This is a genomic window from Streptomyces sp. NPDC056628 (assembly GCF_042792555.1).
Lineage (GTDB): Bacteria > Actinomycetota > Actinomycetes > Streptomycetales > Streptomycetaceae > Streptomyces.
The window spans coordinates 42,144-67,549 of record NZ_JBHTWG010000003.1 but is presented as its reverse complement, the minus strand read 5'-3'; the positions used below and the strand labels follow the sequence as shown (position 1 = coordinate 67,549).

Sequence of the window (25,406 nt, the reverse complement as noted above, 5' to 3'; positions counted from 1 at the left end):
CTCACGGCTCGGGGGCGTCGTCCGTGACCCGCTCCAGCAGGATCGCCTCCCAGGCGTTGCGCAGCCAGGAGCGCAGCACGGGCAGGGGCGTCGTGCCCTGCCCGTCCAGGCGGGCCGCCAGGCGGACGATCGCGTCGCAGCGGGCCAGCCAGAGGCCGCGCAGGCAGGGGCGGGCGCCGTACCCGGCGAGGGTGGCGGCGCGGACGGCGGCCGGTGAGCCCACGGCGAGCGCGAGCCCCGCGATGTCCTCGGCGGGGTCGCCGACCACGGTGCCGTCCCAGCCGAGGACGCCGCGCACCCGGCCGTCGGCGCTGACGACGAGGTGGTCGCCGGTGAGGGCGTGATGGACGAGGACGGCCGCGCCCGGCTGCGCCCCGAGCTGCACGGCCGCGGGCCGGGTCAGCTGGCGCAGACGCCCGGCGTCGAACTCCTCGGCGGCGGCCAGCCGGGCCGCGGCCCCCTCGGCGGTGCGGCGCAGGGCCTCCAGCGAGCGGGGGGCGGCGCGCGGCACGCCGAGCGTCTCGGCCTGCCGTACGGAGATCTGGTGCAGCCCGGTGAGCAGCCCGGACAGGTCGGCCTCACCGATGGCGGACACCTTGTTCTCGGTGCCCGGGGCGCCGGGCATCCGGGTGTCGAGGGTGTAGGTCAGACCGGGGGCCCACTCGCCGTGGGCGACGCTCGTCGGCACGGCGACGGGCACGTGCGGGCGCACCAGCTCGCGCAGCCGCAGTTCGCGGCGCTGGCGGACGGCCGCCTCCCGGTCGGGGGCGAGCCGCAGCACATGGCGGGTCCCGACCAGCCAGGTGATGGGGTCGGCGCCCGGGGAGGCGGGCCGGATCTCGGGGCCGGCCGCGTCGCCGGTGCCGTCCTTGAGCAGGGAACGGACCAGCCGGCGGACGGTGTCCTCGGTGGGTGTCGGTGCCTGGGTCATGGTCGCGCCGTTGTCGCTCGGGGGTGGACGGGGGCTCCGTGCTCCGGGGCGGGTCACCGGTCAGTCGACCATGACCATCTGCCGGGTGGTGTCGTTCAGGCGCCGGGCGCCGTCCTCGGTGACGGTGACGATGTCCTCGATGCGCACACCGAAGCGGCCGGGCAGGTAGACACCCGGCTCGACGGAGAAGCACATGCCGGGCACCAGGGGCCGTTCCTCGCCCTCGATCATGTACGGCGGCTCGTGCGTGGTGACGCCGATGCCGTGGCCGGTGCGGTGGATGAAGCGGTCGCCGTAGCCGGCCTCCTCGATGACGGCGCGGGCGGCCCGGTCGACGTCCTGGCAGGCCGCGCCCGGCCGGACGGCCCGGTACCCGGCCTCCTGGGCCGCCCGCACCAGGTCGTGGACGCGGCGCTCCTCGTCGGTGGGCGGTCCGACGTGGACCGTGCGGGAGGTGTCGGAGCCGTAGCCGTCCTTCAGGCCGCCGAAGTCGAGGACGACCATGTCGCCCCGCTCGATCCGCCGGTCACCGGCCTCGTGGTGCGGGTCGGCGCCGTTCGGGCCGGAGGCGACGATGGTGAAGTCGACCTGGGAGTGCCCGAAGCGCCGCAGCAGCCCGGCGAGGTCGGCGGCCACCTCGGACTCCCGGCGCCCGCCGAAGGGCACCTTGCGGATCTCCTCGAACGCCGCGTCCGCGGCGGCGGCCGCGGCGGCCAGCAGCTCCAGCTCGGCCGCGTCCTTGACGGCCCGCAGCATCGGCAGGGCGTCGGTGAGGGAGGCGTACGAGGTGCCAAGCAGGGCCCGCTGGAGGGCGAGCAGGTGCATCGCCCAGGCGTTGTCGCTGATGCCGAACCGGCCGCTCGCGTCCAGGAGGGCGGCGGTGGCGGCGTAGGGGTCCTGGCCGTCGGTCCAGTCACGCAGGGTCAGCGCGGGCGCGCCGGTGGCCTTCGCGGCGTCCGGGGCCTCCAGGGCGGGGACGACGAGGACGGGCCCGTGGTCCGCGGTGAGGACCAGCAGGGTGAGCCGCTCGGTGTCGGCGGGCGGGGAGTACCCGGTGAGCCACACCATGTCGGGGCCGGGGGCCACCAGGAGCCCGGCGAGACCGGCGCCGGAGGCCGCGCCGACGGCGCGCTCCATCCGGGCCCGGTAGTCGTCGGCGGTGAAGGGCGCGGGCGCGGTGCCGCTCATCCGGGCCTCCCAGGTCACGTGAAAGGAGTACGGGCAGCATCCTGCCCGCCCGGGAGGACGGACGCGAGCCGGTCAGGGGAACCCCTGTCACCGGTTCACGGACGCCGCACACCGGGGGCGGGACGCGGGGGTGCCGGGGAGGCCGGCGCGGGTGCGGACGCCACGGGGACACGGCGTACGCCCCGTCCCGTCGCACGGGCGGCGGCGCCGGAACCCCGCGGGCGCGGACGGCCCCAGCGTGACGCCCGCACGGCCGTGGGCCGGGTGTCCGCCCGTCCGGCGAGCACGGCTCGGGCCGCACGGCGCTCCCGGAGACCGTGAACCCCGCACCGGGGGCGGGACGCGGGGAGCCGGGCGCGGACGCCGCGCGGACATGGCGTCACGCGTCCGGTGGCGCCGCGTGGGTCCGCCGTGTGGGTGGTCAGGTCGTGATGCCCGGGACGGCCGTCAGGCGCTGGCGGGTGCCGTTGCCGTGGCGGACCGTCAGCGTGATCTCGCGGCCGGGGCGGGCGCGCGAGACCGCTCGGGCGAGGGATGCCGCGTCGTCGACGCGGGACCGGCCGAGGGCGAGGACGACGTCCCCGCGGACCAGGCCGGCCGTGTAGCCGGGGCCGGGGACATGGACGGCGACGACCAGGGCCCCCGGCCCCCGTGTGTCGACGGCCTCCACTCCGAGCGTCGCGCCGGTGGCCGGCGCGGGCGACGCGGTGGCCGGTGCCGGGGCGGCGGGCCGGGTGGCGGTGGGGCCGGGGCCGCTCCGGCGCTGGAGTGCGGCGAGCTCCCTCATGCCGATCACCGTGCTGCCGAGCGTGCCGAGCCCGACGCCCGCCAGGACGAGAACCAGGGCCGCGAGGACCGCGGCGGCGAGGTTCGCCAGGCGCCGCCCGCGCCGGAGGGGCGCGGCGTGCGGGCGCCGGGCGCCTCCGTCCGCCCGGTCCTTGTCGGTGGGCCCCTGACCAGGCATGGGCTTGGGTCGCAACGCAGTCTGTTCCATCGGATCGCCTCCGGCAGGTGCCTACCCGGCGCACCGGCGCACCACGAGCCACGATCGAGTGAGACTGACCTGCCGTCTCCTCACCCCCAGGAGTGACCGTGACGACGCGAGCCGCGCGTGAGTGGATGCGGCGGGCGTCACGCCGGTCACGGAGAGCGTGGCCGAGGGCGGCGGCCCGTTGGGCGCGCTGGTCGTCCGGGACGGTGAGGTGGTCGCCACCGGCACCAACCGTGTCACCACCGCCCTCGACCGCGGCGCGCACGCCGAGGTGTGCGCGCCGCGTGGGAGAAGCTGGGCAGCGCCTCGCCGGAGGGCTGTGCGCTGATCGTGTCGTGCGGGCCGTGCCCGATGTGCCTGACCGCGGCCCTGCGGGCGCGCCCGGAAGGGGTCGTGCACTGCGCCGGCCGGCACGACGCCGCGGCGGCCGGCTTCGACGACGCGGCCCCGCACGAGCTGTTCGCCCGGCGGGACGGCATGCCCTGGCCGCTGTCGCTGGAGCGGCTGGAAGTGCCGGACCGCACACGGCCGTTCGACGCGTGGCGGGACGCACCCCATCGGGAGGAGTACTGAGGCCGGACACCCCTGCCCGGCACGCGGCCGGGCAGGGGGAGGCAGGGTCAGCCGAGGGCGGGCACGGCGGGCGGCCGGTCCGGCAGGAAGCCGTGGGCGCGCCGGGCCAGGTACTCGGCCTTGTAACGGTCCACGTGGCGGTGCCAGTTGAGGATGCCCGCCATCCAGTTCTGCAGGTCGGTCACATAGGCCCGCATGATGTCCCGCGCCTCGTCCGACAGCCCGAAGTCGTCGTACACGATAGGCAGTTCGTGCGCGGCGACGTGCTCGAACTGCCGCATGCGCTGGGTCATCAGGTCATGGACGACGTCCAGCGCGGCCGGGTAGCCGATGCCGAAGAAATTCTGCACGACCAGGACGGCGTTGTGGATCTCGCCCTCGTACTCGACCTCCTTCTGATACGAGAAGATGTCGTTGAGCAGGCACGCGTAGTCGACGGCCGCGTTCTCCAGGGAGCGCACCGGACCGCTGCGGTACACCTCCGGCGGTACGGCGGGCCCGTGGCCCATCCGGCACATGCTGAGGGTGAGGTCGGAGCCGAAGGTGGCGCGGCGCATCTCCAGGTAGTCGACCGGGTCGGGGACGCGGTTCTGGAGCTGGTTGGACAGCTCCCACACCCAGCTCTCGGTCATGAGGTCCACCGCGTCCTTGAGGAACCGCCGCTGCTCCGGCGTCATCCCGGCGGTCGTGCGGGCCCACAGGTCGATCAGCGCGCGCTCCATGGCGTTGACCGGGACGACGGCCTGCTCGCCCTCCAGGGGCATGCACGCCGACAGCCGGTGGGTGGTGGCCCGGGCGGCCGCGAGGTCCCGGCGGTGGCCGAAGACGAGCGGGTAGTAGTCGTCGCCGTAGGTGCCCCAGGCCAGCCACGACGAACTGAGGTCCAGGGCCTCGGGGGTGGCGTCGGGGTCGAGTCCGGCCGCACACAGCGGCAGGTCGCAGGAGCGCAGCCTGTCCTCGTCCCAGACCCCCTCCGACAGGATCCCCATCTCCCGCGTCCACTCGGCGAGCCGCACCCGGCTCGCGTCGAGGTGCGGGCTCAGCTCCAGGGGGAAGGGCATGGAGAAGTCGGGGAGCCGGGACGGGCCGACCCGCTGGTACGGCACATGCGTGGAGGCGCGCAGCCGCTCCGCGCCGGCCGAGGCGAGCAGCGCCCGAACGTCGGCGGCGGAGGTGCCGGGACCGCTCGGCCCCCGCCAGGGCGTGGACGGTTCGGCGCGCTTGTTCATGTACCGGCTGGAGCGCATGTGCCATTCGTGGCCGCCGGACTGCCAGTCCTGCAGTCCCCGGGCGTACGCGGCGACGGCGGCGACCTCGTCGGGGGTGAGCCCCTTCTCCAGGGCCACCGCGGGCACCTCGGTGAGGGCGGTGTGCTCGAACTGGTGGAGCCGGGAGGTGAGGACGTCGTTGACGGTGTCGGCGGCCTCCTGGGTGGTGCAGCCGAAGAAGGTCTCCAGCACCAGGACGCCGTTGGAGAGTTCGCCCTCGTCCTCGACCTCGCGCTGGTAGGAGAACAGGTCGTTGCGCAGGTGCACGGCGTCGGAGAACGTCTCCATGAGGACCCGCAGCGGCCTGGTCCCGGCGACGGCCGCGGGCACCTCGGCGGTGGCGTACTCGACGAGCCCCGCGGACCAGGGCGCCCCGCCCACCTTGCGGCGCATCTCGATGTACTCGACCGGGTTGGAGACCCGGCCCTCGTTGATGTTCGACAGCTCCCACAGGGACTCGTTGAGGAGATGCTCCGTCGCCACGGAGAAGCGGCGGCGCCACCCGGCGGACATCGTGGGGACGGTGCGCTGCCACAGGTCGGCCAGGCCCGCCTCGACCGGGTTCTCCGGCCGCGGCGTCGGGGTGGCCGGGTCCAGGGGCATGAAGAGGGGGAGCCGGTCCAGGTACGCCTTGCCGCCGGCCCGGTCCTGGGTGCGTTTGAAGGTCTCCAGGAAGTGGTCGTCGAAGAAGAATACCCACACGTACCAGTCGGTGATGAGGGACAGCGCGGGTCCGTCGCACTCGGGGTGGGTGTAGGCGCAGAGCAGGCCGTAGTCGTGCGCGTCGAGGTCGGCCTGCTCCCAGATCCCGGAGCCCTCCAGCATGCCCATCTCGCGCGCCCACCGCGTCGAGTGGGCGCGGGCCTCGTCGACGTGCGGGTTGAGCCGCGCGGGATACGGCATGTAGAAGTGCGGGAGTTCGAAGGGCTGCTGCGTCATGGCCCGGCCCTACCCAGGGCCTTCGGCGGGCATCCTCCGGGCCGCACATGATCACACCATCGCGTGAAACGAGGGCGAAAGCGGGCGTCCCGGGCGGGGTGTCATGGCGTTCCGGGGCGGTCGCCGGCACACGACGGGCCCGCCGGCCGCCGGATCCGCCGCCTCCGTCAGATCGCCGCCTCCGTCAGGTCCGCACCTGGATCAGGGCGTGCGTCCCGGCCGTCCGCCACTTCTGCCCCTCGGCGGCCACCAGCGCGGTCTCCGTGCGGGCGTCCAGGCCGGTGATCACGTCCGACTTCAGGGTCCGCAGGGCCGCGACCGGTCCGGGGAAGTGGGCGGTCACCTCGGCGAACGGGGTCGTGGGCGGCCAGCGCCGGTCCCCCACGAGACGGCGGTAGTTGAGGTCGCCCTTGAGGATGGTCAGGGTCGCCGAGGCCAGTTCCCCGCGGAGGTCGGCGGGCATGTCCGCGTACGGCAGCGGGGCGCAGGAGAAGGGGTGGGCGCGCACGCTCAGGCGGCCGTCGGTCAGCGCCGCCCACAGGACGCGCCCGTGCTCGGCGGCGGCACCCGGCGCGGTGACGAGCCGGCGCAGGGCGTCGAGCACGTCGGCGTGCGTGGCGTCGGAGACGTAGTACGGATGCGGCTTCACGTGCAGCAGGACCCGGGCGGCACGCCCCTCGGTGAGGAGCCGGGCGATGAGCAGCAGGTCGGGGACGAGTTCACGGCCGGCGTTGTCGGCGATCAGGCAGAGGGTGGCCGTGCCCGAGGGAGGGAGCAGCGACCAGAGGACGTCGCTGTCGTCGGCCACCAGGGGCGGGGTGCCGGAGGCGGACGGGTCGCCCGCGGCCCCCAGCCGGAAACTGAGGTCGGCCCGATTGCCCCACAGGGAGCCGTGCAGCAGCGCCCGGTCCTGTTCGGCCGGGGGGAGAGCGGCGAGGGCGTCGAGGGCGGCCAGTTCCTCGTCGGTCTCGGACGAGTCGAGTTCGGCCGTCTTGGACGGGCGGAACGGGTCGACGCCCTGCCAGGGACCGGGGGTGAAGTAGCCGACGGCGTCGAGGAGGCGGCGGTAGAACCAGCTCTCGGACCACAGCCACGGCACGTCGAACCAGGACCGTCCGGTGTGGGTGTCCGCACCCCAGGCCGTCCAGCGGTCCCGGTCGGGGGCGTCGGCGGGCAGCGGTTCGATCACGCCGTGGAGGCAGTTCGCGAGCAGGGCGTCCAGGGCGCGGCGCTGCTCGGGTCCGTAGGGGGACGCGTCCCGCACCTGGCGGATGATCGCGGGGTGCCGTTCGGCGAGGACGCCGTGCGGGAAGGAGCCCGGCTCGTCGGCGAGGAGGACGGGCGGGAGCGGGGCGTCGGACCGTGCGGGCATGCGCCTCACCGTACCGCCCGTGTCATACGGCTCTGATCTCCCGTTCCAGCTGTGTCGCGAGGGTGAGGTAGCGGGCGCGGCGGGGCACCGGGACCAGCCCGCGGATCATCAGGTGCCACATCTCGGCCACCCGGCGGGGCTGGCGGGCGACGCTCTCCGTGGAGCGGCCGACGACACGGGTGCCGATGTAGAAGCAGACCAGGGCGTGCGCGGCGGCCTCGGCGTCGACGTCCGGGTGCAGGTCGGACTCCTGGGCGGCGCACACGAGCCGGCGGGTGGTGATGTCCAGCAGTTCGGTGAACGGGTGCCGCAGGGGCGGGCGGATCACCACTCCCCCGGTGGCCAGGCGCAGCCCGGCGCGCGGGATGGGGCCCTCGACGGACAGGCGGGTGATGCCGAACGTCGTGCGTATCAGGGCCTCCAGGGAGGAGTGGCCGCGGCCCTCCATCTCTGCGGCGACCTGCCGGGACGCCCGCGACTGGAGCTCCATGATGGCCTGCGCGAGATCCTCCTTCGCCGCGAAGTGGAAGTACAGGGCCCCCTTGGTGACCTGGGCCTGTTCCACGATGTCGCTCAGACTGGTGGATTCGTAGCCATGACGGTCGAACAGTTCGGCGGCGGCTGTGAGGATCGTGGTGCGGGTCTGTTCGGCGCGTAGCTGCCTCGCCATCGGGGGGACACTCCTGAAGGGGGCGGAAAAGAACGGGACATGCCGTTTGTTTCTTCGTCCCTGCACACGATATCTCAGCGCTCCCCGGTCCCCACCCCACACTCGAATACCGTGGCGTCTTTCTGACGGGCCGTGACGCGCACCCCGTCGCCGCCCGGACCTGCCGTCCCGGTGCGCACCATCCAGGTGGGCAGGTCGAGTTCGGCGTACCGGTGGAAGACGCAGGAGAAGGAGACCGGGATCCGTCCGCGGCCGGCGGGGTCGGCGGCGACGACCTGGCAGGCGGCTTCCAGCAGGAGCATCCCGGGGACGTGGTCGAGGGGATGATCGAAGAAAACAGCATGCCCGGTATCGACGCGCAGCTGCCAGCGGCCGGGGGCGGCGGCCGGGGCCAGGACGACGTCGGCGGCCGAGGCGCGGCCCACGGTGGCGGGCGGCAGGCCCGGCGGGAGGGGAAGGACGGGGACGGTGGAGGCGGAACGGCCGCCGCGCAGCCGCCGGTAGACGGCCTCGCTGGTCCAGGTCGCCGCCACCCGTGCGGTCGCGACGCTCGTGGAGCCGAGCAGGACGTCGGCCTCGTAGCGGAATCCGGCGGGCCGGCCGCCGCGGCGGGTGACGTCGGTGACGGTGACGCGCAGCAGGGGCTCGGCGGGTGAGGACCCCACGGTCAGGAGGTCGGGCCGGGTGGTGATGTCCCACTCCCGCAGCACGAAGTGGTGTCCGAGGGGGACGTCGTAGGCGGTGTGGGCGAGCAGGGTGCCGGCCTGGCGGACGGTCTCCGCGACGAGCATCGGCTGATAGGCCGACCGGTCGGGTGAGACCAGCAGCTGATGGGTGCGCGGCCACTCGGCGAAGACGTCGAAGGAGTCGGCGCCGGTGGCGACCGCCCCGGTGAGAAACGTTTCGGCTACCGAGGCCCGGTGGACGAGCTGGCGGGGTACCGTGGCCGTCAATCCGCCGGGCGTCGTGGGGAGTCCGGCGAGCAGGCTCGTGGCGAGTGGCCGCGAAGGCGGCATGTCCCCTCCTTGGGTCCCCCGTATGTGCCCGTGCGTTGCGCTGAACAGGCGGCGAGGTGCCCGTGCCGCGAGCGTTAGAGTACGAGGCGACCGGTTTGTTTTCAATGCGGCCGCGGGTCACTCGCTCGTGCCCCACCGCTCCGGCTGAGGCGGGGCGCACAGGCCGACTCGGGGTGACGAAGGGGCTGTTATGGCGAGGCAGGAGCGCGCCATCAGAACGCGGCAGGTGATCCTGGATGCGGCCGGGGCGGTCTTCGACCAGCACGGGTACGCCGCCACCACCATCTCGATGGTCCTGGAGCGGGCCGCGGTGACCAAGGGCGCCCTGTACTTCCACTTCCCTTCCAAGGAGTCGCTCGCGCAGGCCGTGCTGGACGAGCAGATCTCGTTCGGCGCGGTGCCACCGCAGCCCTGCAAGCTGCAGGAAGTCGTCGACATGACCTTCGTGTTCGGGCAGCGGCTGCGGCACCACCCCCTGCTCAAGGGGAGCGTGCGGCTCGCCGTGGACCAGAGCGCGCCGTCCGGCGTCGACCACTCCGGAGCGTTCCGGCAGTGGGCGGACCTGCTGGTCGTCGTGCTGGAACAGGCTTTGGCGCAAGGCGAGTTGCTGCCCACCGTGCGGCCCCGGCAGACGGTGGAGCTGCTGGTCGGCTCGTTCACCGGGATCCAGCTGATGTCCCGGGCGCTGACCGACCGGGAGGATCTGGCGGAGCGCATCTCGCAGTTGTGGGGACATCTGCTGCCGGGCATCGCGGTGCCGGGCCTTTTGACCGGCATCGACCGGGAGCCCGACCGCGGGCTGCGGGTGCTCGCCGCCCTCGACGCGACGGCCGTCGGCGTGGGCCACGCCTGACACGGACCGTGATCGCTTCGGACCGGAGTGACGGTTTCCGAGCGGGGCGCCGGGCGGCAGGGACGGACGGCGGGCCGGCCGATGCCCCATCCGCATCGGCCGGCCCGCCCGCTCATGTGGTCCCCCGGGGGACGTCGGCTCAGAAGGTCAGGCTCCAGCTGTTGAGCCGGCCCGTGTCCTGCGCGGCCGTGTCACGGACCCGCAGCTTCCAGGTGCCGTCGGCGGTCTCGGTGGACGCGTTCACCGTGTAGGTGGCCTTGACGTCGTCCGCGGAGTCCGAGCCGCTCGCGGACTTCAGGCGGTACGCCGACCCGTCCGGGGCGACGAGGTCGACGACGAGGTCACCGCGGTAGGTGTGGGTGATGTCCACACCGACCCGCAGCGCCGAGGGGGCGTTGCCGCCGCGGCCGGTCACCGTGATCGGGGACTCGACCGCGGAGCCGGCGTCCGGGATGGACAGCGCGGTGGTGCTGGTGAAGGTGGCACCCCCCGTGGAGCCGCTCACCGCCTGCAGCGTCTTCGCCGCGTCGGCGAGACCGGCGCCGCAACCCCCTGAGCAGGTGCCGGGCAGCGCACGGGCGTTGGCCTTGATCGCGGACTCGATCTGCGCGGGGGTCAGCGACGTGTCGGCCGACTTCATCAGGGCGGCGAGGCCCGCGATGTGCGGGGCGGCCATGCTGGTGCCCTGGTAGTAGGCGTAGTTCTCGGCGGACGGGCCCTGCGCGCCGGAGTTCAGCGTCGACAGGATGCCGTTCGCGGTCACCGAGTTGGTCTCGCCGCCGGGTGCGGCGATGTCGACGACCGTGCCGTAGTTGGAGTAGGAGGAGCGGTTGCCCTGCCGGTCCGTGGCGGCCACGCTGACGACGTTGGCGCAGGAGGCCGGCGAGTAGTTCGCGGCGTCGGCGTTGCTGTTGCCCGCGGCGACGACGACCGTGGTGCCGCGGCTCACGGCGGCGTTGATCGCGCTCTGCGTCGCGGTGGTGCAGGAACCGCCGCCGCCCAGGCTCATGTTGATGACCTTGGCGACGTGGGCGTTGGCCGGGACGCCGGAGACCGTGCCGCCGGACGCCCAGGTGATCGCGTCGATGATGTCGGAGTCGTAGCCGCCGCACTTGCCGAGGACGCGCAGCGGGGAGACCTTGGCGCCGTGGGCGATGCCCGCGACGCCCTTGCCGTTGCCGGTGACGGCGGCGATGGTGCCGGCGACGTGCGTGCCGTGCCAGGAGGAGCCGTACGCCGGGTCGCCCGCCTGGCACTCGTTCGCGGCGGTCCAGTCGCCCGGGTCGGCCGGGTCGCCGTCGCGGCCGTTGCCGTCGTTGGCGACGGTGGCGTCGGAGATGAAGTCGTAGCCGGGCACGATGTTCGCGGCGAGGTCGGAGTGGGCGACGTAGCCGGTGTCGATGACGGCCACGGTCACGCCGGTGCCGGTGGCGACGTCCCAGGCGCCCGGCACCCGCATGCCCGCGGTGGACTCGAACAGGTCCCACTGCTTGGCGTACTCGGGGTCGTCGGGTGTGGCCTGCGGCCTGTTCAGCCGGTCCGGTACGACGTAGGCGACCTGCGGGTCGGCCCGGTACGCGGCGACGACGTCCGCGACGTCCTTCGTGGTGACGTCGTCGCCGAGGCCGACGAGGGCGGCGCCGGAGCCGAGGCGGCGCTCGAAGTCGAGGTTCTCGCCCGCCTTGTCGCCCTTGGCGGCGGCGTCGGCCTTGGCGGCCTCGTTCGACGTGGCTTCGGCGGCACCGGACCGGTAGCCGACGATCAGGCGCTCGGCCGGGGTGCCGGGCGCGGCCTCGGTCTGGGCGGTGGGGACGGCGGCGGAGCCGGGCGGAGCGGGTTCCTGGGCGGCGGCGACGGTGGTGGCGGCCGTGAGGAGGGTCGCGGAGACCGCGGCGACGGATATCAGCTTCCGTCTGAGGGACGCAGAGGTGCGCAAGGGAGTGCCTTTCGTGGCCGGCCGTACTCCGGGCAGCGCGGAGCGGCGGTCGAGTCGCTTCGTCGTCGAAGCGGCGGGGGGTACGCAGGGAAGGCGCGGGTGGGGGGGTGCGCAGGGAAGGCGCGGGTGGGGGCGGTGCGACGTGCGGAGCGCGGCGGCCGGCCTGGCGCGAGCTGGGACCTGTCCGGGGTTACCTGTGGGTCAGCTGTGGTGGAACGATAGGCAAAGGGAAGGTCATCGGAATACAGGGGAAACCCTCGACCAGGCCGGAAACCCACCCTCGATGTCCGGTACCCGACCGGTAATGGCGGGCTTTGCCCCGGCTCGTCGCGCACTGAACGCGCCGGGCCGAATTCCCGTACTGCACAGGGACCGTTGCCGTCGGCCGAGGAGTCGTTCCGGATGTCCCGGATGCCCTGGATCAGTTCGCATCGCGCCGCCCTGGCGGCCGCCGTCGCCGTGCCGTCGCTGCTCACGGTGTGGGCGGCGACGCCCGCCCGGGCGCACGGGGCGCCGACGGATCCGGTGAGCCGGGTGTACGCCTGCTCCCCCGAAGGCGGTGCCGCGTCCCGGTCGGCGGCGTGCCGGGCGGCCGTCGCGGCCAACGGGGCGCCCTTCACGGCCTGGGACAACCTGCGGATCGCGAACGTGAACGGGCGGGACCGGCAGGTGGTGCCCGACGGCGGACTGTGCAGCGGCGGGCTGCCCGCCTACCGAGGGCTCGACCTCGCGCGGTCCGACTGGCCGTCGACCCGGCTCACGCCCGGCGCCACCCTGACGATGCGGTACTCCTCGACGATCCCGCACACCGGCACGTTCCAGCTCTATCTCACCAAGGCCGGCTACGACCCGGCGCAACCGCTCACCTGGTCGGATCTGCCGGACCGGCCGTTCGCCGAGGTCAAGGACCCGGCGCTGACGAACGGCGCGTACCGGATCACGGCGAAACTGCCCTCCGACCGGTCGGGCCGCCATGTGCTGTACACGGTGTGGCGCAACACCAGTACGCCGGACACCTACTACTCGTGCTCCGACGTGGTGTTCCCGGCCGCGGCGGTGGGCGGCAGGGGCGGCGCGGCGACAGGTGACGCGGGGTCGGGGCCGAGCGCGAAGGGCACCCCGGGCAGCGCGAAGCCCACGACGAAGGCGCCGTCCTCCGTCTCGCCCACGGCCTCCGCCACCGACGCCGCCGAGAAGGCCGCCTCCGGGGCCCCGCGCGCCGCCGAGGCCCCCGCCGGCACTCCGGTGGCGTCCACCGGCACGTCCTCCACGGGGGCCTCGGCGCCGCTGGTCGCGGGCGGCGCCGCCGCGGTGCTGGTGCTCACCGGGGGCGCCGCACTGGCCCTGCGCCTGCGCCGGAAATGAACTCCGGCGCGCCATGGCCTAGTTGACGTACACCACTTCGCCGTCCGCGTTCACGGGCGCGTACTTGGCGGTGAAGTAGCCGTTGGCGAAGCACAGGGACGAGCCGGAGACCTTGCTGAACTGCTGACGGGTGAAGGTGATGGTGTGGTCGTCGTTGCTCGCCGCGCCCGTCAGCCCCGGTGCCTGGTAGACGCAGTTGACACTGCCCAGCAGGGTGCGCAGCACGACGGTGGTGCGCACGGTGGAGCCCGCGGGCGGGGTCACCGTGACGGTGCCGTCCGAGGCGACGGTGGAGTCGTACGGCAGGTTGTTGACCGTGATGCTGGTGACGCCGAGGACGCCCACCACGTTGGTGGAACAGCTGGCGGCGTAGAAGGTGTGCGCGGTGACCGACTCGGTGGCGGTGCCGGGCGCCGCCGGGTTGTCGGTCACGGCGGCGGTGAACTGGGACGACGTGCAGGTCAGGCCGCTGGTTCCGGTGACGCTGGAGTAGAAGGTCGCGGTGGTGCCGGCGGCCAGCGGAGCGGTGAGGACGTCACCGGCCGCGACCGCCGCGCCGCCGGGGGAACCGACGGTGAGCACGGCGCCGTCGGCCGCGGAGGCGGGGACGGCGAACGGGAGGGTGAGCGCGGCGACGGCGCCGGCCAGGGTCGTGAGGGTGCGGGTGCGCATGCGGGTGTACCTCGACTTTCGTAGGGGGAGCCCCGGGCGGTTCAGGTCGCCCGGGGAGTCGGGGAGTCCTGTGGGGGGCCGTGGGGGTGCGCTGCGTGCGCCGCCGCCGGTCCATGGCGCCTTCTCCGTACGTCAGGGACCGGCAGCGGCGGCCCGGCACGGGTCGAGGGGGGAGCGACCGTGACGGTGCGCGGGGAGGATCTCGCGGAGGCGAAGTGTGAAGGAGATGCGGTCCGGGAGCGCGGGCAAGGGCCACGCGACGGGGATCCGGCGCCACGGATCCAGGGGGGAACCTGCGAGAGTTGTAGACCTGAGTGCCCGTCAACGTCAAGCATCCGTACGGGAGTTGTCGTGCCTTCCGACGGTTCACGAGGTCGCGGGATGCCCGCCGGGCGCGGGCGGCACATCATCGACACCGTTTTTCCACAACTGCCTTGACCCTCAGGTGTAACCACCGGTAACTTCCGGCTTTGGCTACCGCGGAGTACGTGAAAGCCCTTGCATCCGCCGGGAGATGCGAGTGGACGTGCGCCGCGGGCGCTGTCCGCGCCAGGACAACGTGCCGCTGATGCCCTACCCGTGTCCTTCGCACCTGGGAGCAGTCATGGCCTCGTCCTCCGACGTCACCTCGTCCTCCGGTGACACCCCCGAGCGGCCGGAAAGCGGTTCCGTACGCCGCGGGCGCGTCCGGGCCCGCCGGGCCGCCGTGATGGCGGTGCCGGCGACCCTGGTCGCCGCCGGCCTCGCGGTGCTCACCTCCGAGGGGGCGCTGGGTGTGCAGTTCGCCATCTCCGGCATGCCGTTCACGGTCACCGCGACGGAGCTCGACGGCACCGGCTTCGCGCAGTTCGGCGGTCTCGACGAGATGGCCCCGGGCAGCCCCAACGAGGGCGACACCGGCGGCCAGGTCCTGATCGTCACCTCCGCCATCAAGAACGCCACCCTCACCAAGCTGTGCCAGAGCGTCGACCTCGGCGGCACGAACCTGCTCATCACCGCGGGCGGCGGGGCCGAGAAGGTGACCGCCCGCGATCTGACCACCGACTCCACCGAGCTGTCCGGCGACGCGGCGTTCAGCAACATCGAGATCGGCAACGACGCCAGCACCCTGACCAAGGCCGGCGTGAAGGGCCCCATCGGCGTCTTCAGCCAGCAGGCCGACACCGTGCGGATCGCGCATCTGCGGCAGACCAACTACGCCACCACCGCCGGGGTGTTCAAGCTGCCCGGACTGAAGCTGCGATTCAGCGGCTCGGGGTGCTGATGGACGGGCGGGCGGGCGCGCGGGCCGCCTTCCGCCGGTGGCGGTCCGGCCGGCCCTTCTGGGGCGGGCTGCTGCTGGCGCTCGGCGGGGCCTGGATCCTGCTCACCATGAAGGCCTCCCTGAAGGTCGTCCTGCACATCGGCATGCAGGGGCTGGCCGGGTATCTGCTGCCCGTGCTGATGGTGCTGCTGGGCCTGCTGACCCTGTTCAACCCGGCACAGCGGCTCTTCTACTCGATCACCGGTGTCCTGGTCTCGCTGGGGACCTGGCTCACCTCCAACCTGGGCGGGTTCATGGTCGGGCTGCTCCTCGGGGTGGTCGGGAGCTGCCTGGTGTTCGGGTGGCTGCCGGACCAGGAGCCGCGCACGAGCCGGCGGAAGCGCCGCCGCGCCGCCGTGAAGACGGGCTGAGCGAACGCGGGCTCGCCGGGAGGGCCGCGGCTCCGGGTGTGTCCGCGCGGGCGCTTCATCACGATGTGGCGGCGGCGGCTCACCCCGTGTGGTGACGCACTTGACTACCGGTGGCCGCACGCGATTGGCTCCGCCCCAGCGGGAGTTCAGCGGACCGGCGGACCCCAGCCGTGCGACGCCGGCCGTGCTCCCCTTCGTTCCTCCTGCTCGGCCGCACAGCGAGGTGCCGCACCACCATGAACACCCCACGCCCGTCGTCCGCCTCCGTCCGGGTCGCGATATGGATGGCCGCCGTCTGCCTGGTACTGGCCGGGTGCTCCGGCGGCGGGACCGGCGACGAGGAGGACACGGACGCGGCGGGCGGCCCCTCCGGGCCGAGGATCGCCCTCATCACCCACGGCGGGGAGGGCGACGACTTCTGGGACCTGGTGCGCAAGGGCGCCGAGGCGGCCGCCGCGAAGGACGGCGTCGCCCTGACGTACGCCAGCGACGCCGACCCGGCCGGCCAGGCCGCCCTGATGCGGGACGTGGTCCGGCAGCGGGTCGACGGCATCGCGGTGACCCTGGCGAAGCCGGGGGCGATGGCGCGGGCCGTCGCCGAGGCACGGGCGGCCGGCATCCCGGTGGTCGGTCTCAACTCCGGTATCGGCGAATGGCGTTCGGCGGGCCTGCTCGGCTTCTTCGGCCAGGACGAGAGCGTCGCGGGCCGTGCCGTGGGCGACAAGCTGGACGGCCTCGGGGCGCGGCACGCCCTGTGTGTCGTCCACGAACGCGGCAACGTCTCCCTGGAGGCGCGCTGCGCGGGCGTGAAGAAGGCGTTCGGCGGGGAGAGCGAGAACCTGTACGTGGACGGCACCGACCTGGACGCCGTCACCACGGCCGTCGCGGCCCGGCTCGGCCAGGACCCGACCATCGACGAAGTCATCGCCAACGGCGCCCAGTTCGCGCTGGCCGCGGTGCGCTCGGTGCGGGAGGCCGGCAGCCGGGCTCATGTCGCGACCTTCGACCTCAGCAAGGACCTCGTGCCGGCGGTCCAGTCCGGTGACGTGCGGTTCGCCGTGGACCAGCAGCCCTATCTGCAGGGCTATCTCGCCGTCGACGCGCTGTGGCTGTACCGGACCAACGGCAACACCCTCGGCGGCGGGGAGAAACCGGTGCTCACCGGTCCGGCCTTCGTCACCAGGAAGAACGTGGCCGCGGTCGCCCGGTTCGCCGGCGCCGGGACCCGCTGAACCGGACACTTCGCTCGGTGGTGCCAAAGTTTCGTCACGCGTGACACGGACGGTCACAGGTGCGGATAGCATCCTGCGCACCCCCCGCGCCGTACCGGCCGCGCCGTCACCCCCGGCGCCGGTCCCCCCGTACGGCCACACCCTCGTACGGCCACACCCCCGCACTGCCCGCCTCCGCCCTCCGCTGAACGCCCAAGGACGACGATGTCTCCACGGACAGGTCCCCGGCGCCGCCTCGGCTCCATCCGCCTCTCCCTGCTCCTGCTGGCCCTGGTGCCCGGCGTGACGCTCACCGCCGTGTGGAGCGTGACGACGGTCCAGATGTTCTCCGAGGGGCTGCGGCTGCGGGCGCAGACCGAGCTGAGCGAGTCGACCGGGGCCATGGGCACCGAAGCCACCCTCGCCCTGCAGCGGGAGCGCAGCTACTCGGCGGTGTGGCTGGCCTCGCGCCAGAAGGCGGCCCGTGACGCGCTCGACGACCAGCGCGTCCGTACGGACGACGCGGTCACCGAACTCCTGGACCGGTCGGAGGACATCAAGCTGGCGCCGGGACGGATCAAGGACCGGCTCTACTCGGTCGTCGCGTCGGCGGGCAGCCTGGAGTACTACCGGGGCCAGGTGGACCACCCCACCGACATCACACCCGCGCAGGCGCTGGGCCAGTACACGTCGATCATCGACGACCAGATCCACGTCTTCCGGGAGCTCTCCCAGGTCGACGACGGCGATCTGACCTCGCAGGCCGCGCCGCTCGTCTCGCTGGAGCACGCGGCGGAGCTGATGTCCCAGGAGGACACGCTGCTGACCCTGGCCGGTCCCGCGGGGCGGATGGACGCCGCGACGTGGACGGAGTTCGGGAAGCTGGTCGGCACCCGGCGCTGGCTCGTCGGCGACCAGATCCTCCCGTCGCTGACGGGCGACGCGAAGGCGCGCACCGAGCGGATCCTGGGCAGCCCGCAGTGGCTCACCCTGCAGTCCGTCGAGGACCGGGTACTCGCGGCCCGCCCCACGGGGGACGGCGGCGAGGTCGCGATCCCGGACGTGCGCAGGGAGTGGCGGGCCGCGCTGCTGCAGGTGTCCGACGCGTACACGGATCTCATCCGCGGGCAGACGTCCGCCCTGCTGGACCGCAGCGCGGACGACGCGCGCGGGCTGCTGGTCACCGCCGCGCTGCTGAGCGCGGGCGGTCTGGTGGCGGTGCTGCTGTGCCTCGCGGTGTCCTGGCGGATCACCCGCTCGCTGTCGCGGCGGCTGCGCGGCCTGCGCGAGGCCACCCTCGCCCTCGCCGAGGAGCGGCTGCCCGACGTGGTGGCCCGGCTGGAGCGGGGCGAGAAGGTCGACGTCGAGCTGGCGACACCGCCGCTCGACTACGGCCGCGACGAACTCGGCGAGGTGGCACAGGCGTTCAACACCGCGCAGCGCACCGCAGTGCACACCGCCGTCGAACTCGCCGACACCCGGCGGGGGTTCCAGAAGGTCATCCTGGGCATCGCCCGGCAGAGCCAGAATCTGGTCAATCTGCAGCTGACCGAACTCGACGCGCTGGAGCGCGCGCACGAGGACCCCGACGTGCTCAAGGGGCTGTACGCGCTGGACTCCACGGCCAGCCAGCTGCGCCGCTACCAGGAGAACCTCGTGATCATCAGCGGCGAGCGGCCCGGCCGCAGCTGGAGCGAGCCGGTCGCCCTGATCGACATCCTGCGCAGCGCCGTCGGCGAGGTCGCCGAGTACCGGCGGGTGGAGGTGCACACCGAGGAGGACGTGCACATCGCGCCGCCCGCGGTCGCCGACCTCATCCATCTGCTGGCCGAGCTGATCGAGAACGCCACGCTCTACTCGCCGCCGCCCGCGCCGGTCGCCGTGCGGGCCACCTTGGTGGTCAAGGGGCTGGCCGTGGAGGTCGAGGACCGCGGTCTGGGTCTGTCCGGGGAGGACTACACCGCGTTCAACGACCAGTTGGCCGAGGCGCCGAAGTTCGACGTGGTGGCACTCGCCGACGATCTGCGGCTCGGCATGTTCGTGATCGCGCGGCTCGCGCGGCGGCACGGGATCACGGTCACCCTGCGCCCCTCGCCGTACGGCGGCACCACGGCGATCGTGCTCGTCCCGCACGAGGTCGTGGTGACGGACGTGCCGGACGAGGAGCCCGACAAGGAGGACCTCGACGCGCGGGACGCCGGCGAGGACGACCTCGACCCGCGGGACCTCGGCGCGGCGGGGCAGCCCGAGGTCCCGGCCGCCCGCCGGCCGGACCCGGAGGAGGAGCTGACGCCCCTGCCCCGCCGGGTGCGGCGGGCCGCTCCCGCGGCGGGCCCGCGCGACGGGGCCCCGCCCGCCGACGAGGACGGCTCCGGGGACGACGACTTCACGGCCGAGCGGGCCGCCTCGTCCCTCGGCGGCTTCCAGCGCGGCACGCTCCGGGCCCGGGCCGAGGACGGCTCCGAGCCCGCCGACGACCGCCCCACCGACCCGCCTGACCGCGACCCCGCCCCGTCCGGCGCCTGCCCCTCCCCCACGTCCCCCACGCCCGCCAGCCCGTCCGACCGCTCATGAAGGACTCCGCCATGACACGCCCCACCCCCGCCACCGACGCCCAGCTCGACCAGTTGCTCACCGGACTCGTCGAGCGGGTCGCCGACGTCAACCACGCCGTCGTGCTCTCCGAGGACGGGCTGGTGGTGAGCAAGTCGACGGGCTTCCTGCGCGACGACGCCGAGCGGCTGGCGGCGACCGCGTCCGGTCTGATGAGTCTGAGCAAGGGCGTCAGCATGGACTTCCGGGGCGGTCCGGTGCGCCAGGCGCTGATCGAGATGGCCCAGAGCTATCTCATCCTGACCACGGCCGGTCCGGGCGCCCATCTGGTCGTCCTGACCAACCAGGGCGCCGACGTCGGGGTGGTGGCGTACCAGATGAACATGCTGGTGAAGAAGATCGGTGAGCACCTGTCGGCGGCACCGCGGGCCCATGTCGGCCCGGGTGCGTGAGGTGGGCCCAGACCATACGGCGGGCCGGCTGGTACGTCCCTTCACCCTCACGGGCGGCCGGACCCGGCCCAGCCGTGGCGACTTCACCCTGATCACGCGGGTGACGGCGGTCGATCCGCCGCCGGAGCGGGCGCCGCGCCCGCAGCCCGAGCAGCTGCGGATCCTGCGGCGCTGTGCCCGCCCGGTCGCCGTCGCGGAGCTGGCGGCCCGGCTGGACCTGCCGGTGAGCGTCGTCGCGATCATGCTGTGCGATCTGCTGGAGGCCGGTCTGATCACCGTGCACCGGCCGCGGCCGGTGACGCCCGGCACGGCCGAACCGGGCCTGCTGGAGAAGGTGCGCGACGGCCTCGACCGGCTCTGAGGGCGCGGGGCGGCCCGGACACGCGGACGCGCCGGTGAGGGCCCTCGCCCGTCACCGGCGCGCCGGGAGCGTCGTCAGTCCAGGCCGGCCGACTTCAGCCAGGCCTTCGCCACGTCGAGCGGGTCCTTGTTCTCCAGCTGGACCTGGGAGTCCAGGTCGAGGAGCGTCTTGGTGTCCAGCTTGGCGGAGACGGCGTTGAGCGCCGCGACGCCCTCGTCGGACAGACCGCTCTTGTATACGAGCGGGGTCACGTTGGCGAAGCCGAAGAGGTTCTTCGGGTCCTTGAGGACGACGAAGCCCTCCTTGGTGATGGTGGGGTCCGTGGTGAAGATGTCCGCGGCCTGCACGGTGTTCTTCGTCAGGGCCGCCTGGGTCAGCGGGCCGCCCGCGTCCAGCGCCTTGAAGGACTTGAACTCCAGGCCGTATTCGGTCTCCAGGCCCTTCAGTCCCTGGTGGCGGGTCTGGAACTCGGGCGAGCCGCCGATCAGCAGCTCGGGCGCCGCGTCCTTGAGGTCCGCGAGGGTGGAGTCGGCGGTCAGCTTGTACTTCTTCGCCGTCTCGGCGTTGACGCTGACGGAGTCCTTGTCCTCGGCCGGGGAGGACTCCAGCAGGGTGAGCTTGGCGTCCAGCTTGGCCTTGACTGCGGTGTTGACGGCCTCGGCGGACTTCTGCGGCGCCTTCGGGTCGAGGTAGGCGAGCAGCGAGCCGTTGTACTCCGGCAGGACCGTGACGGAGCCGTTCTTGAGCAGGCCGTACGTGGTCTCGCGGCTGCCGATGTTGGGCTTGTAGCTGACCTTGATGCCCTTGGCCTTGAGGGCCTCGCCGTAGATGTCGGCGATCAGGACGCTCTCGGCGAAGTTGTTCGAACCGACGACGACGGTGTCACCGCTCGCCTTGTCCTCGGCGAGGGGGTCGGACTTGTCGCCGGAGGAACATCCCGTCAGCAGCGCCGCGGCGGCCGCGAGCGCGAGGGCGGCCGCGCCGGGATGGTTCCTGAAGGAGCTGCTGCGCTGGGTGAAAGTCACGATTCCCGTTCCGGTTCGGTGGGGTTGGGATAGCTTTTCCACTGATCCAATCCAGCGGGTTCTCGATGAGTCAAGTGCTGCCAGGTCACCGATTGGCCTCAAAATCCTCCATGTGTCGAGGAGTTGTGCGCGTCGTGAAGGCGGGACGACCGGGGTGCTCGGGTGGTGTAACGGAATCTTGACGTACAGTTCCGATCACAGCACCGAAGGGACGGTACTGTCCCGCACAGAACCGATCGGAAGTCAGCAACAGCGGTCACGTGAGGTGTGCGCACCAGGTGCGGCGCCCACGAAGGAGGAATCCCGGTGCCCACGAGCGAGGCAGGCGGACCCCGCCCACGCCGGATGCGCGGTCACCCCGACCGCTGGCCCTTCCGGCACAAGCTGAACCTCCTGGTCGGTGTGCCGCTCACGGTCGTCGCGGCCCTGCTGGCCTACCTCATCGCCGAGCAGACCGGGCAGTCGCGCGAGGCCGCGAACGCCGCCCGGCTGGTCCGCGAGAGCGTGGAGGTCGCGAAACTCGTCGACGGGCTGGCCGGCGAGCACCAGCAGGCCGTGCTGCTCTCCGTACGGCACGAGGCCGCGGGTGGCGGCGATTCCTCGACGTCCGCCTACCGCACCGCCCAGGAGCGGGTGGACGCCCAGGTCGAGCGGGTGCGCGAGGCGTTCGGCGAGCGGCTGCCGCAGACCGAGGCCCAGGCCCTGAAGAACGTCGAGGGCCTCGCCGGACTGCGGGACACCATCGAGGACGGGTACCTGCCGGCCAGCAACATCGACCCCGCCTACACCCACGCCTCGGGTCAGCTGATCGACGGCCTGGCCCTGGACCGCAACCCCGAACTCGCCACCACCTTCACCGGCAACCTGCTGGACTCGCTGCTGCGGTCGGCCGCCGCGCACAGCGAGTTCGAGACGGCCGTCTTCTCCGCGTCGACCGGCGACTCCAACGCGCTGATCGAGGTCATCGGCGCGATCGGCGCCTACGACGAGTTCACGCACCAGGCCGAGCGGTTCACCCGCTTCGCCACCGAGGCGCAGGCCGACACGTTCGCCGGGATCCGGTACACCACCGCGCAGTCCACCATCAGCCGGCAGTACGCCGAGCTCCAGATCGACCCCGGCGCGGCGCAGGCCGGCTCCCCCGCCGAGGTCCGCGAGTCCCTCGACCGCGCCCTCGACTCCTACGACGCCTACCGCGACCAGGCGAAGACCCGGCTGTCGATCACGACCTCGCTGATCGACCAGATCGCCGACCGGGCGCAGCACGCGTCCGACACGGCCGCGTGGCGGGCGCTGCTGCTCCTCGGGTCCGCCCTGATCGGCTTCGCCCTGTGGCTGGTCCTCGCCGTGCTCGTACGGCGTTCCGTGGTCCGGCCCGTGGTCGCCCTCACCGGCGCCGCGCGGCAGGTCGCCGACGTGGCCCGGCGCGAACTGGCCCGGGTCGCGGACGACGACGCCGAGGACGAGGGGCCGCCCCGGCTGCGCGAGATGCCGGTCACCGCGCGCGACGAGATCGGCGAGCTCGCCGAGACCTTCAACGACGTGCAGACGACGGCGACGGCGCTGCTGGAGCGGCAGGTGCTCAGCCGGCGCAACGTCGCCGAGATGTTCGGCAACGTCGGCCGCCGCGTCAGCAACCTGACGTCCCGTCAGCTCTCGCTGATCGACGCGGTGGAGCGCGGCGAGACCGACCCCGCGCTCCTCGAACGCCTCTACTCCATCGACCACATCGCCGTCCGCCTGCGGCGCAACGCCGACAGCCTGATGCTGCTGGCCGGCATCCACGAGGCCGCCCTGGACTCCGGTCCCACCTCGCTCACCAACGTCGTGCGGGCGGCGCTCGGCCAGATCGAGGGCTTCCAGCGGGTGGAGCTGCGGGTGCGGTCCGAGGCCGTCCTGGAACCGGAGGTCATCGGCGACCTCACGCTGATGGTGGCCGAACTCCTGGAGAACGCCGTGTCGTTCTCCCCGGCGGACAGCCCCGTCGAGGTGACGGTGGCGGCGGACGGCTCCGACGCGGTGATCGTGGTGAGCGACCACGGCCTGGGCATGAGCGCCGCGCGCCTGGCGGAGGAGAACGCCCGCCTGATCCGCCGCGAACGGCTCGACCTCGTACCGACGAAGGTGCTCGGCCTGTTCGTGGTCGGCACGCTCGCGCGCCGCTGGAAGATCGGCGTCACCCTGTCCCGCACCCCGGGCGGCGGTGTCACGGCCGAGGTGACGATCCCCTCGGCCCGACTGGTGACCGGCAGCACGACGGCGGCGACGTCCACCCCGGCGCTGTCGGCCCTGGCCGGCACCGCGCTGCCCGATGCCGGGCCGTCGGCTGCCCCCGCCACCGGACCGGTGCCCGCGCCGCCCGTGCGCTCGGCCGCCGTACCGGCGGACACCGCGGGACTCGACCCCCTCCCGCGGCGCTCCAGGCGCCCCGCGGCACCGGCCGACCACGCCCGCGGCGGCGAACCGGACCCCGGCGCCACCGCCACCGCCACCCGGTCCGGCGCCGGCCCGGCACCCGCCGTGCCCGCGCCCCGCTCCTCACACGCCCCCGCCGGTCCCGGCGCCTCGTCCTCCGCCCGCCCGCTGCGGCGGCGGGTCCGGGGCGCGACCCTGCGCAAGGGCGGGCCGGGCGACGACCGGCCGGCCGTGGTGCCGGACCGGGCCCGGGTCGTCGACGCCGCCGCCGTACGCGACGAACTCGACGCGTTCGAGGCCGCCGTGGAGCGCGCGCACCGTGAGAGCGGGGCCATCCCGGTCCCGGCACCGAACCCCCCAGCCCAGGACCAGAACGACCCCCCGGAAGGAGCGGAGCAGTGAGCACGTCGACAGGTGGCACCCCGGCAGGAGGCACGGATGCCTCGTCAGCCGAACTGGCGGCCGCCGCAGCCGACTTCACCTGGTTGCTGAATCGCTTCGCGACCGAGACGGCCGGTGTCGTGGACGCCATCGCCGTCTCCTCGGACGGGCTGCTCATCGCCGTGTCGGAGCTGCGGCAGCAGGCCGACTCCGAGCGGCTCGCGGCGATCGTCTCGGGGATCACCAGCCTGGCCGCGGGCGCGTCCGGCAACTACGGTCTCGGAGCGCTCAACAAGGTCATCATCGATCTGGACGGCGGCCATGTCCTGGTCTCCGCGATCGGCGGCGGCGCCGTGCTCGGCGTGGTCACCGACAAGGAGGCCAAGCTGGGCAACATCGCCTACGAGATGACGGTGTTCGCGAACCGGGCCGGCGCCGCCCTGAGCCCGCAGCTCGTCCTGGAGCTCAAGAACAGCGTCGGTGCGGCCTCGGCCCGCTGACCTGGCCGGAAGGAGCGGACACCCCATGGCGGACGACATCCCACCGCCGGACCCGAGCGGCCCGGAACCGGTCGGGCAGGCGTCCGCCGTGCGGCCGTTCCTGCTCACCGCCGGCCGGGTCGCGGACACCACCGGCGACCGGGCGATGCCCGTCGAGACCCAGGTGGTGGCCACCGCCGAGGGACTGGACGGGCTCCACCGGCTCGCCTTCGAGCGGCGCGACATCGTCGCCGTGTGCCGGCTGCCGCAGTCCCTCGCGGAGATCGCGGCCCGGCTGCGGCTTCATCTGAACGTGGTGCGGGTCCTCGCCGAGGACCTGCGCGACGAGGGCCGGCTCACGGTGCACGTGCCCGACTCCGGCGTCGTCCACGACGCCTCCGTCCTGCGCAGGGTCATCGAGGGCCTGCGCGCCATCCCCGACGCACGAGGGGTCCTCAGTGACAGCGACTGAAACGGCCGCCGGCGCCACGGCCGGAACGACGGCGACGGCACGGCCGCCGCTGCCGGTCAAGCTGGTGATCGCGGGCGGCTTCGGCGTGGGCAAGACCACCGCCGTGGGGGCCATATCCGAGATCGAGCCGCTCACCACGGAGGCGGCCATCACGGAGGTCGCGGCGGGGGTGGACGACCTCACGCACACCCCGCAGAAGTCCACGACGACGGTCGCCATGGACTTCGGCTGCATCACCATCGACCCGACCCTGAAGCTGTACCTGTTCGGCACGCCCGGGCAGGAGCGGTTCGGCTTCATGTGGGACGACCTGGTCGAGGGCGCGGTCGGCGCCCTCGTCATCGTCGACACCCGGCGGCTGGACGACTGCTTCGCCGCCGTCGACTACTTCGAGCACAAGGGCATCCCCTTCGCGGTCGCCGTGAACGCCTTCGACGGCCGGGTCGAGCACACCCTGGACGAGGTCCGCTGGGCGCTCGACGTCAGCGAGGGCGTCCCCGTGGTCGTGTTCGACGCCCGGGAGACCGGCTCGGTGCGGGACGCGCTGCTCGTCGTCCTGGAGCTGGCCCTGGCGCGCACGGAGGGCTGACGGCGGGCCACCGGGGGCGG

At 73.4% G+C, this 25,406-nt stretch carries 24 protein-coding genes; 14 read left to right on the top strand and 10 right to left on the bottom strand.

Going from position 1 to position 25,406, the window contains the following annotated elements; all coding sequences use genetic code 11:
* Position 1: 1 nt before the first annotated feature.
* The 3 genes from ACFRAC_RS05940 to ACFRAC_RS05930 form a co-directional block, all read right to left on the bottom strand.
* The gene (locus ACFRAC_RS05940) at positions 2-931 is read right to left on the bottom strand and encodes a phosphotransferase family protein (protein WP_382921351.1); all 930 of its coding nucleotides are present in this window, start codon (positions 929-931) and stop codon (positions 2-4) included.
* 60 nt (positions 932-991) lie between these two features.
* Positions 992-2,119, bottom strand: a complete 1,128-nt coding sequence (locus ACFRAC_RS05935; RefSeq protein ID WP_382921348.1) for an aminopeptidase P family protein — start codon at positions 2,117-2,119, stop codon at positions 992-994.
* A 421-nt stretch (positions 2,120-2,540) separates the two neighbouring features.
* Positions 2,541-3,113 carry a PDZ domain-containing protein gene (locus ACFRAC_RS05930; protein WP_382921345.1) on the bottom strand — a complete coding sequence of 191 codons (573 nt, stop codon included), beginning with the start codon at positions 3,111-3,113 and terminating at the stop codon, positions 2,541-2,543.
* A gap of 121 nt (positions 3,114-3,234) precedes the next feature.
* Between ACFRAC_RS05930 and ACFRAC_RS05925 the strand changes: the two genes are divergently transcribed.
* Together ACFRAC_RS05925 and ACFRAC_RS05920 are read left to right on the top strand one after the other, a co-directional pair.
* Positions 3,235-3,438 carry a hypothetical protein gene (locus tag ACFRAC_RS05925; RefSeq protein ID WP_382921342.1) on the top strand — a complete coding sequence of 68 codons (204 nt, stop codon included), beginning with the start codon at positions 3,235-3,237 and terminating at the stop codon, positions 3,436-3,438.
* Entirely contained in the window at positions 3,384-3,683 is a 300-nt protein-coding gene (locus ACFRAC_RS05920; protein ID WP_382922135.1) for a hypothetical protein, read from the top strand. Before ACFRAC_RS05925 ends, ACFRAC_RS05920 begins: the two co-directional genes overlap by 55 nt.
* 47 nt (positions 3,684-3,730) lie before the next feature.
* Here the strand turns inward: ACFRAC_RS05920 and cyc2 are convergent, their stop codons facing one another.
* The 4 genes from cyc2 to ACFRAC_RS05900 form a co-directional block, all read right to left on the bottom strand.
* Entirely contained in the window at positions 3,731-5,890 is a 2,160-nt protein-coding gene (gene cyc2, locus ACFRAC_RS05915; protein ID WP_382921339.1) for a germacradienol/geosmin synthase Cyc2, read from the bottom strand.
* Positions 5,891-6,074: 184 nt separating this feature from the next.
* Positions 6,075-7,262, bottom strand: a complete 1,188-nt coding sequence (locus tag ACFRAC_RS05910; protein WP_382921336.1) for a damage-control phosphatase ARMT1 family protein — start codon at positions 7,260-7,262, stop codon at positions 6,075-6,077.
* Positions 7,263-7,284: 22 nt separating this feature from the next.
* A complete protein-coding gene (locus tag ACFRAC_RS05905; protein WP_361351701.1) occupies positions 7,285-7,932 on the bottom strand; it encodes a ScbR family autoregulator-binding transcription factor in 648 nt (215 codons plus the stop codon).
* A 74-nt stretch (positions 7,933-8,006) separates the two neighbouring features.
* On the bottom strand, positions 8,007-8,948 hold the full coding sequence (locus tag ACFRAC_RS05900) for a ScbA/BarX family gamma-butyrolactone biosynthesis protein (RefSeq protein WP_382921332.1): 942 nt from the start codon (positions 8,946-8,948) through the stop codon (positions 8,007-8,009).
* Positions 8,949-9,138: 190 nt separating this feature from the next.
* Here ACFRAC_RS05900 and ACFRAC_RS05895 point away from each other — a divergent pair, with 190 nt between their 5' ends.
* Positions 9,139-9,801: a ScbR family autoregulator-binding transcription factor gene (locus ACFRAC_RS05895; RefSeq protein WP_382921329.1), complete on the top strand. Its 663-nt coding sequence runs from the start codon at positions 9,139-9,141 to the stop codon at positions 9,799-9,801.
* Between the two features lie 139 nt (positions 9,802-9,940).
* Here the strand turns inward: ACFRAC_RS05895 and ACFRAC_RS05890 are convergent, their stop codons facing one another.
* On the bottom strand, positions 9,941-11,737 hold the full coding sequence (locus tag ACFRAC_RS05890; RefSeq protein ID WP_382921326.1) for a S8 family serine peptidase: 1,797 nt from the start codon (positions 11,735-11,737) through the stop codon (positions 9,941-9,943).
* A gap of 402 nt (positions 11,738-12,139) precedes the next feature.
* On the opposite strand from ACFRAC_RS05890, the gene ACFRAC_RS05885 reads away from it, so the two are divergent.
* Positions 12,140-13,102 carry a lytic polysaccharide monooxygenase gene (locus tag ACFRAC_RS05885; RefSeq protein WP_382921323.1) on the top strand — a complete coding sequence of 321 codons (963 nt, stop codon included), beginning with the start codon at positions 12,140-12,142 and terminating at the stop codon, positions 13,100-13,102.
* An 18-nt stretch (positions 13,103-13,120) separates the two neighbouring features.
* On the opposite strand, the gene ACFRAC_RS05880 is transcribed toward ACFRAC_RS05885, so the two are convergent.
* A complete protein-coding gene (locus ACFRAC_RS05880; protein WP_382921320.1) occupies positions 13,121-13,774 on the bottom strand; it encodes a Tat pathway signal sequence domain protein in 654 nt (217 codons plus the stop codon).
* 604 nt (positions 13,775-14,378) lie between these two features.
* On the opposite strand from ACFRAC_RS05880, the gene ACFRAC_RS05875 reads away from it, so the two are divergent.
* From ACFRAC_RS05875 to ACFRAC_RS05850, 6 genes are all read left to right on the top strand, one after another.
* Positions 14,379-15,038: a DUF6230 family protein gene (locus ACFRAC_RS05875; protein WP_382921317.1), complete on the top strand. Its 660-nt coding sequence runs from the start codon at positions 14,379-14,381 to the stop codon at positions 15,036-15,038.
* Positions 15,038-15,448, top strand: coding sequence for a DUF6114 domain-containing protein (locus ACFRAC_RS05870; protein ID WP_382921314.1), 411 nt, complete (start codon positions 15,038-15,040; stop codon positions 15,446-15,448). Before ACFRAC_RS05875 ends, ACFRAC_RS05870 begins: the two co-directional genes overlap by 1 nt.
* A 236-nt stretch (positions 15,449-15,684) precedes the next feature.
* Positions 15,685-16,680, top strand: a complete 996-nt coding sequence (locus ACFRAC_RS05865; RefSeq protein ID WP_382921311.1) for a substrate-binding domain-containing protein — start codon at positions 15,685-15,687, stop codon at positions 16,678-16,680.
* 204 nt (positions 16,681-16,884) lie between these two features.
* Positions 16,885-19,233: a nitrate- and nitrite sensing domain-containing protein gene (locus tag ACFRAC_RS05860; RefSeq protein ID WP_382921308.1), complete on the top strand. Its 2,349-nt coding sequence runs from the start codon at positions 16,885-16,887 to the stop codon at positions 19,231-19,233.
* A gap of 11 nt (positions 19,234-19,244) precedes the next feature.
* Complete coding sequence (locus ACFRAC_RS05855; protein WP_361351726.1) at positions 19,245-19,664, top strand: roadblock/LC7 domain-containing protein; 420 nt, start codon at positions 19,245-19,247, stop codon at positions 19,662-19,664.
* The gene (locus tag ACFRAC_RS05850) at positions 19,645-20,025 is read left to right on the top strand and encodes a DUF742 domain-containing protein (protein WP_361351728.1); all 381 of its coding nucleotides are present in this window, start codon (positions 19,645-19,647) and stop codon (positions 20,023-20,025) included. Before ACFRAC_RS05855 ends, ACFRAC_RS05850 begins: the two co-directional genes overlap by 20 nt.
* Before the next feature lie 74 nt (positions 20,026-20,099).
* Here the strand turns inward: ACFRAC_RS05850 and ACFRAC_RS05845 are convergent, their stop codons facing one another.
* Positions 20,100-21,050, bottom strand: coding sequence for an ABC transporter substrate-binding protein (locus ACFRAC_RS05845; RefSeq protein ID WP_382921303.1), 951 nt, complete (start codon positions 21,048-21,050; stop codon positions 20,100-20,102).
* A gap of 345 nt (positions 21,051-21,395) precedes the next feature.
* On the opposite strand from ACFRAC_RS05845, the gene ACFRAC_RS05840 reads away from it, so the two are divergent.
* From ACFRAC_RS05840 to ACFRAC_RS05825, 4 genes are read left to right on the top strand one after another with little or no spacing between them, the layout of a single operon-like run.
* Positions 21,396-23,867, top strand: coding sequence for an ATP-binding protein (locus ACFRAC_RS05840; protein ID WP_382922102.1), 2,472 nt, complete (start codon positions 21,396-21,398; stop codon positions 23,865-23,867).
* Positions 23,864-24,346, top strand: a complete 483-nt coding sequence (locus tag ACFRAC_RS05835; RefSeq protein WP_382921301.1) for a roadblock/LC7 domain-containing protein — start codon at positions 23,864-23,866, stop codon at positions 24,344-24,346. Before ACFRAC_RS05840 ends, ACFRAC_RS05835 begins: the two co-directional genes overlap by 4 nt.
* 25 nt (positions 24,347-24,371) lie before the next feature.
* Entirely contained in the window at positions 24,372-24,797 is a 426-nt protein-coding gene (locus ACFRAC_RS05830) for a DUF742 domain-containing protein (protein WP_382921298.1), read from the top strand.
* The gene (locus ACFRAC_RS05825; RefSeq protein WP_382921295.1) at positions 24,784-25,386 is read left to right on the top strand and encodes an ATP/GTP-binding protein; all 603 of its coding nucleotides are present in this window, start codon (positions 24,784-24,786) and stop codon (positions 25,384-25,386) included. Before ACFRAC_RS05830 ends, ACFRAC_RS05825 begins: the two co-directional genes overlap by 14 nt.
* Positions 25,387-25,406: the final 20 nt, after the last annotated feature.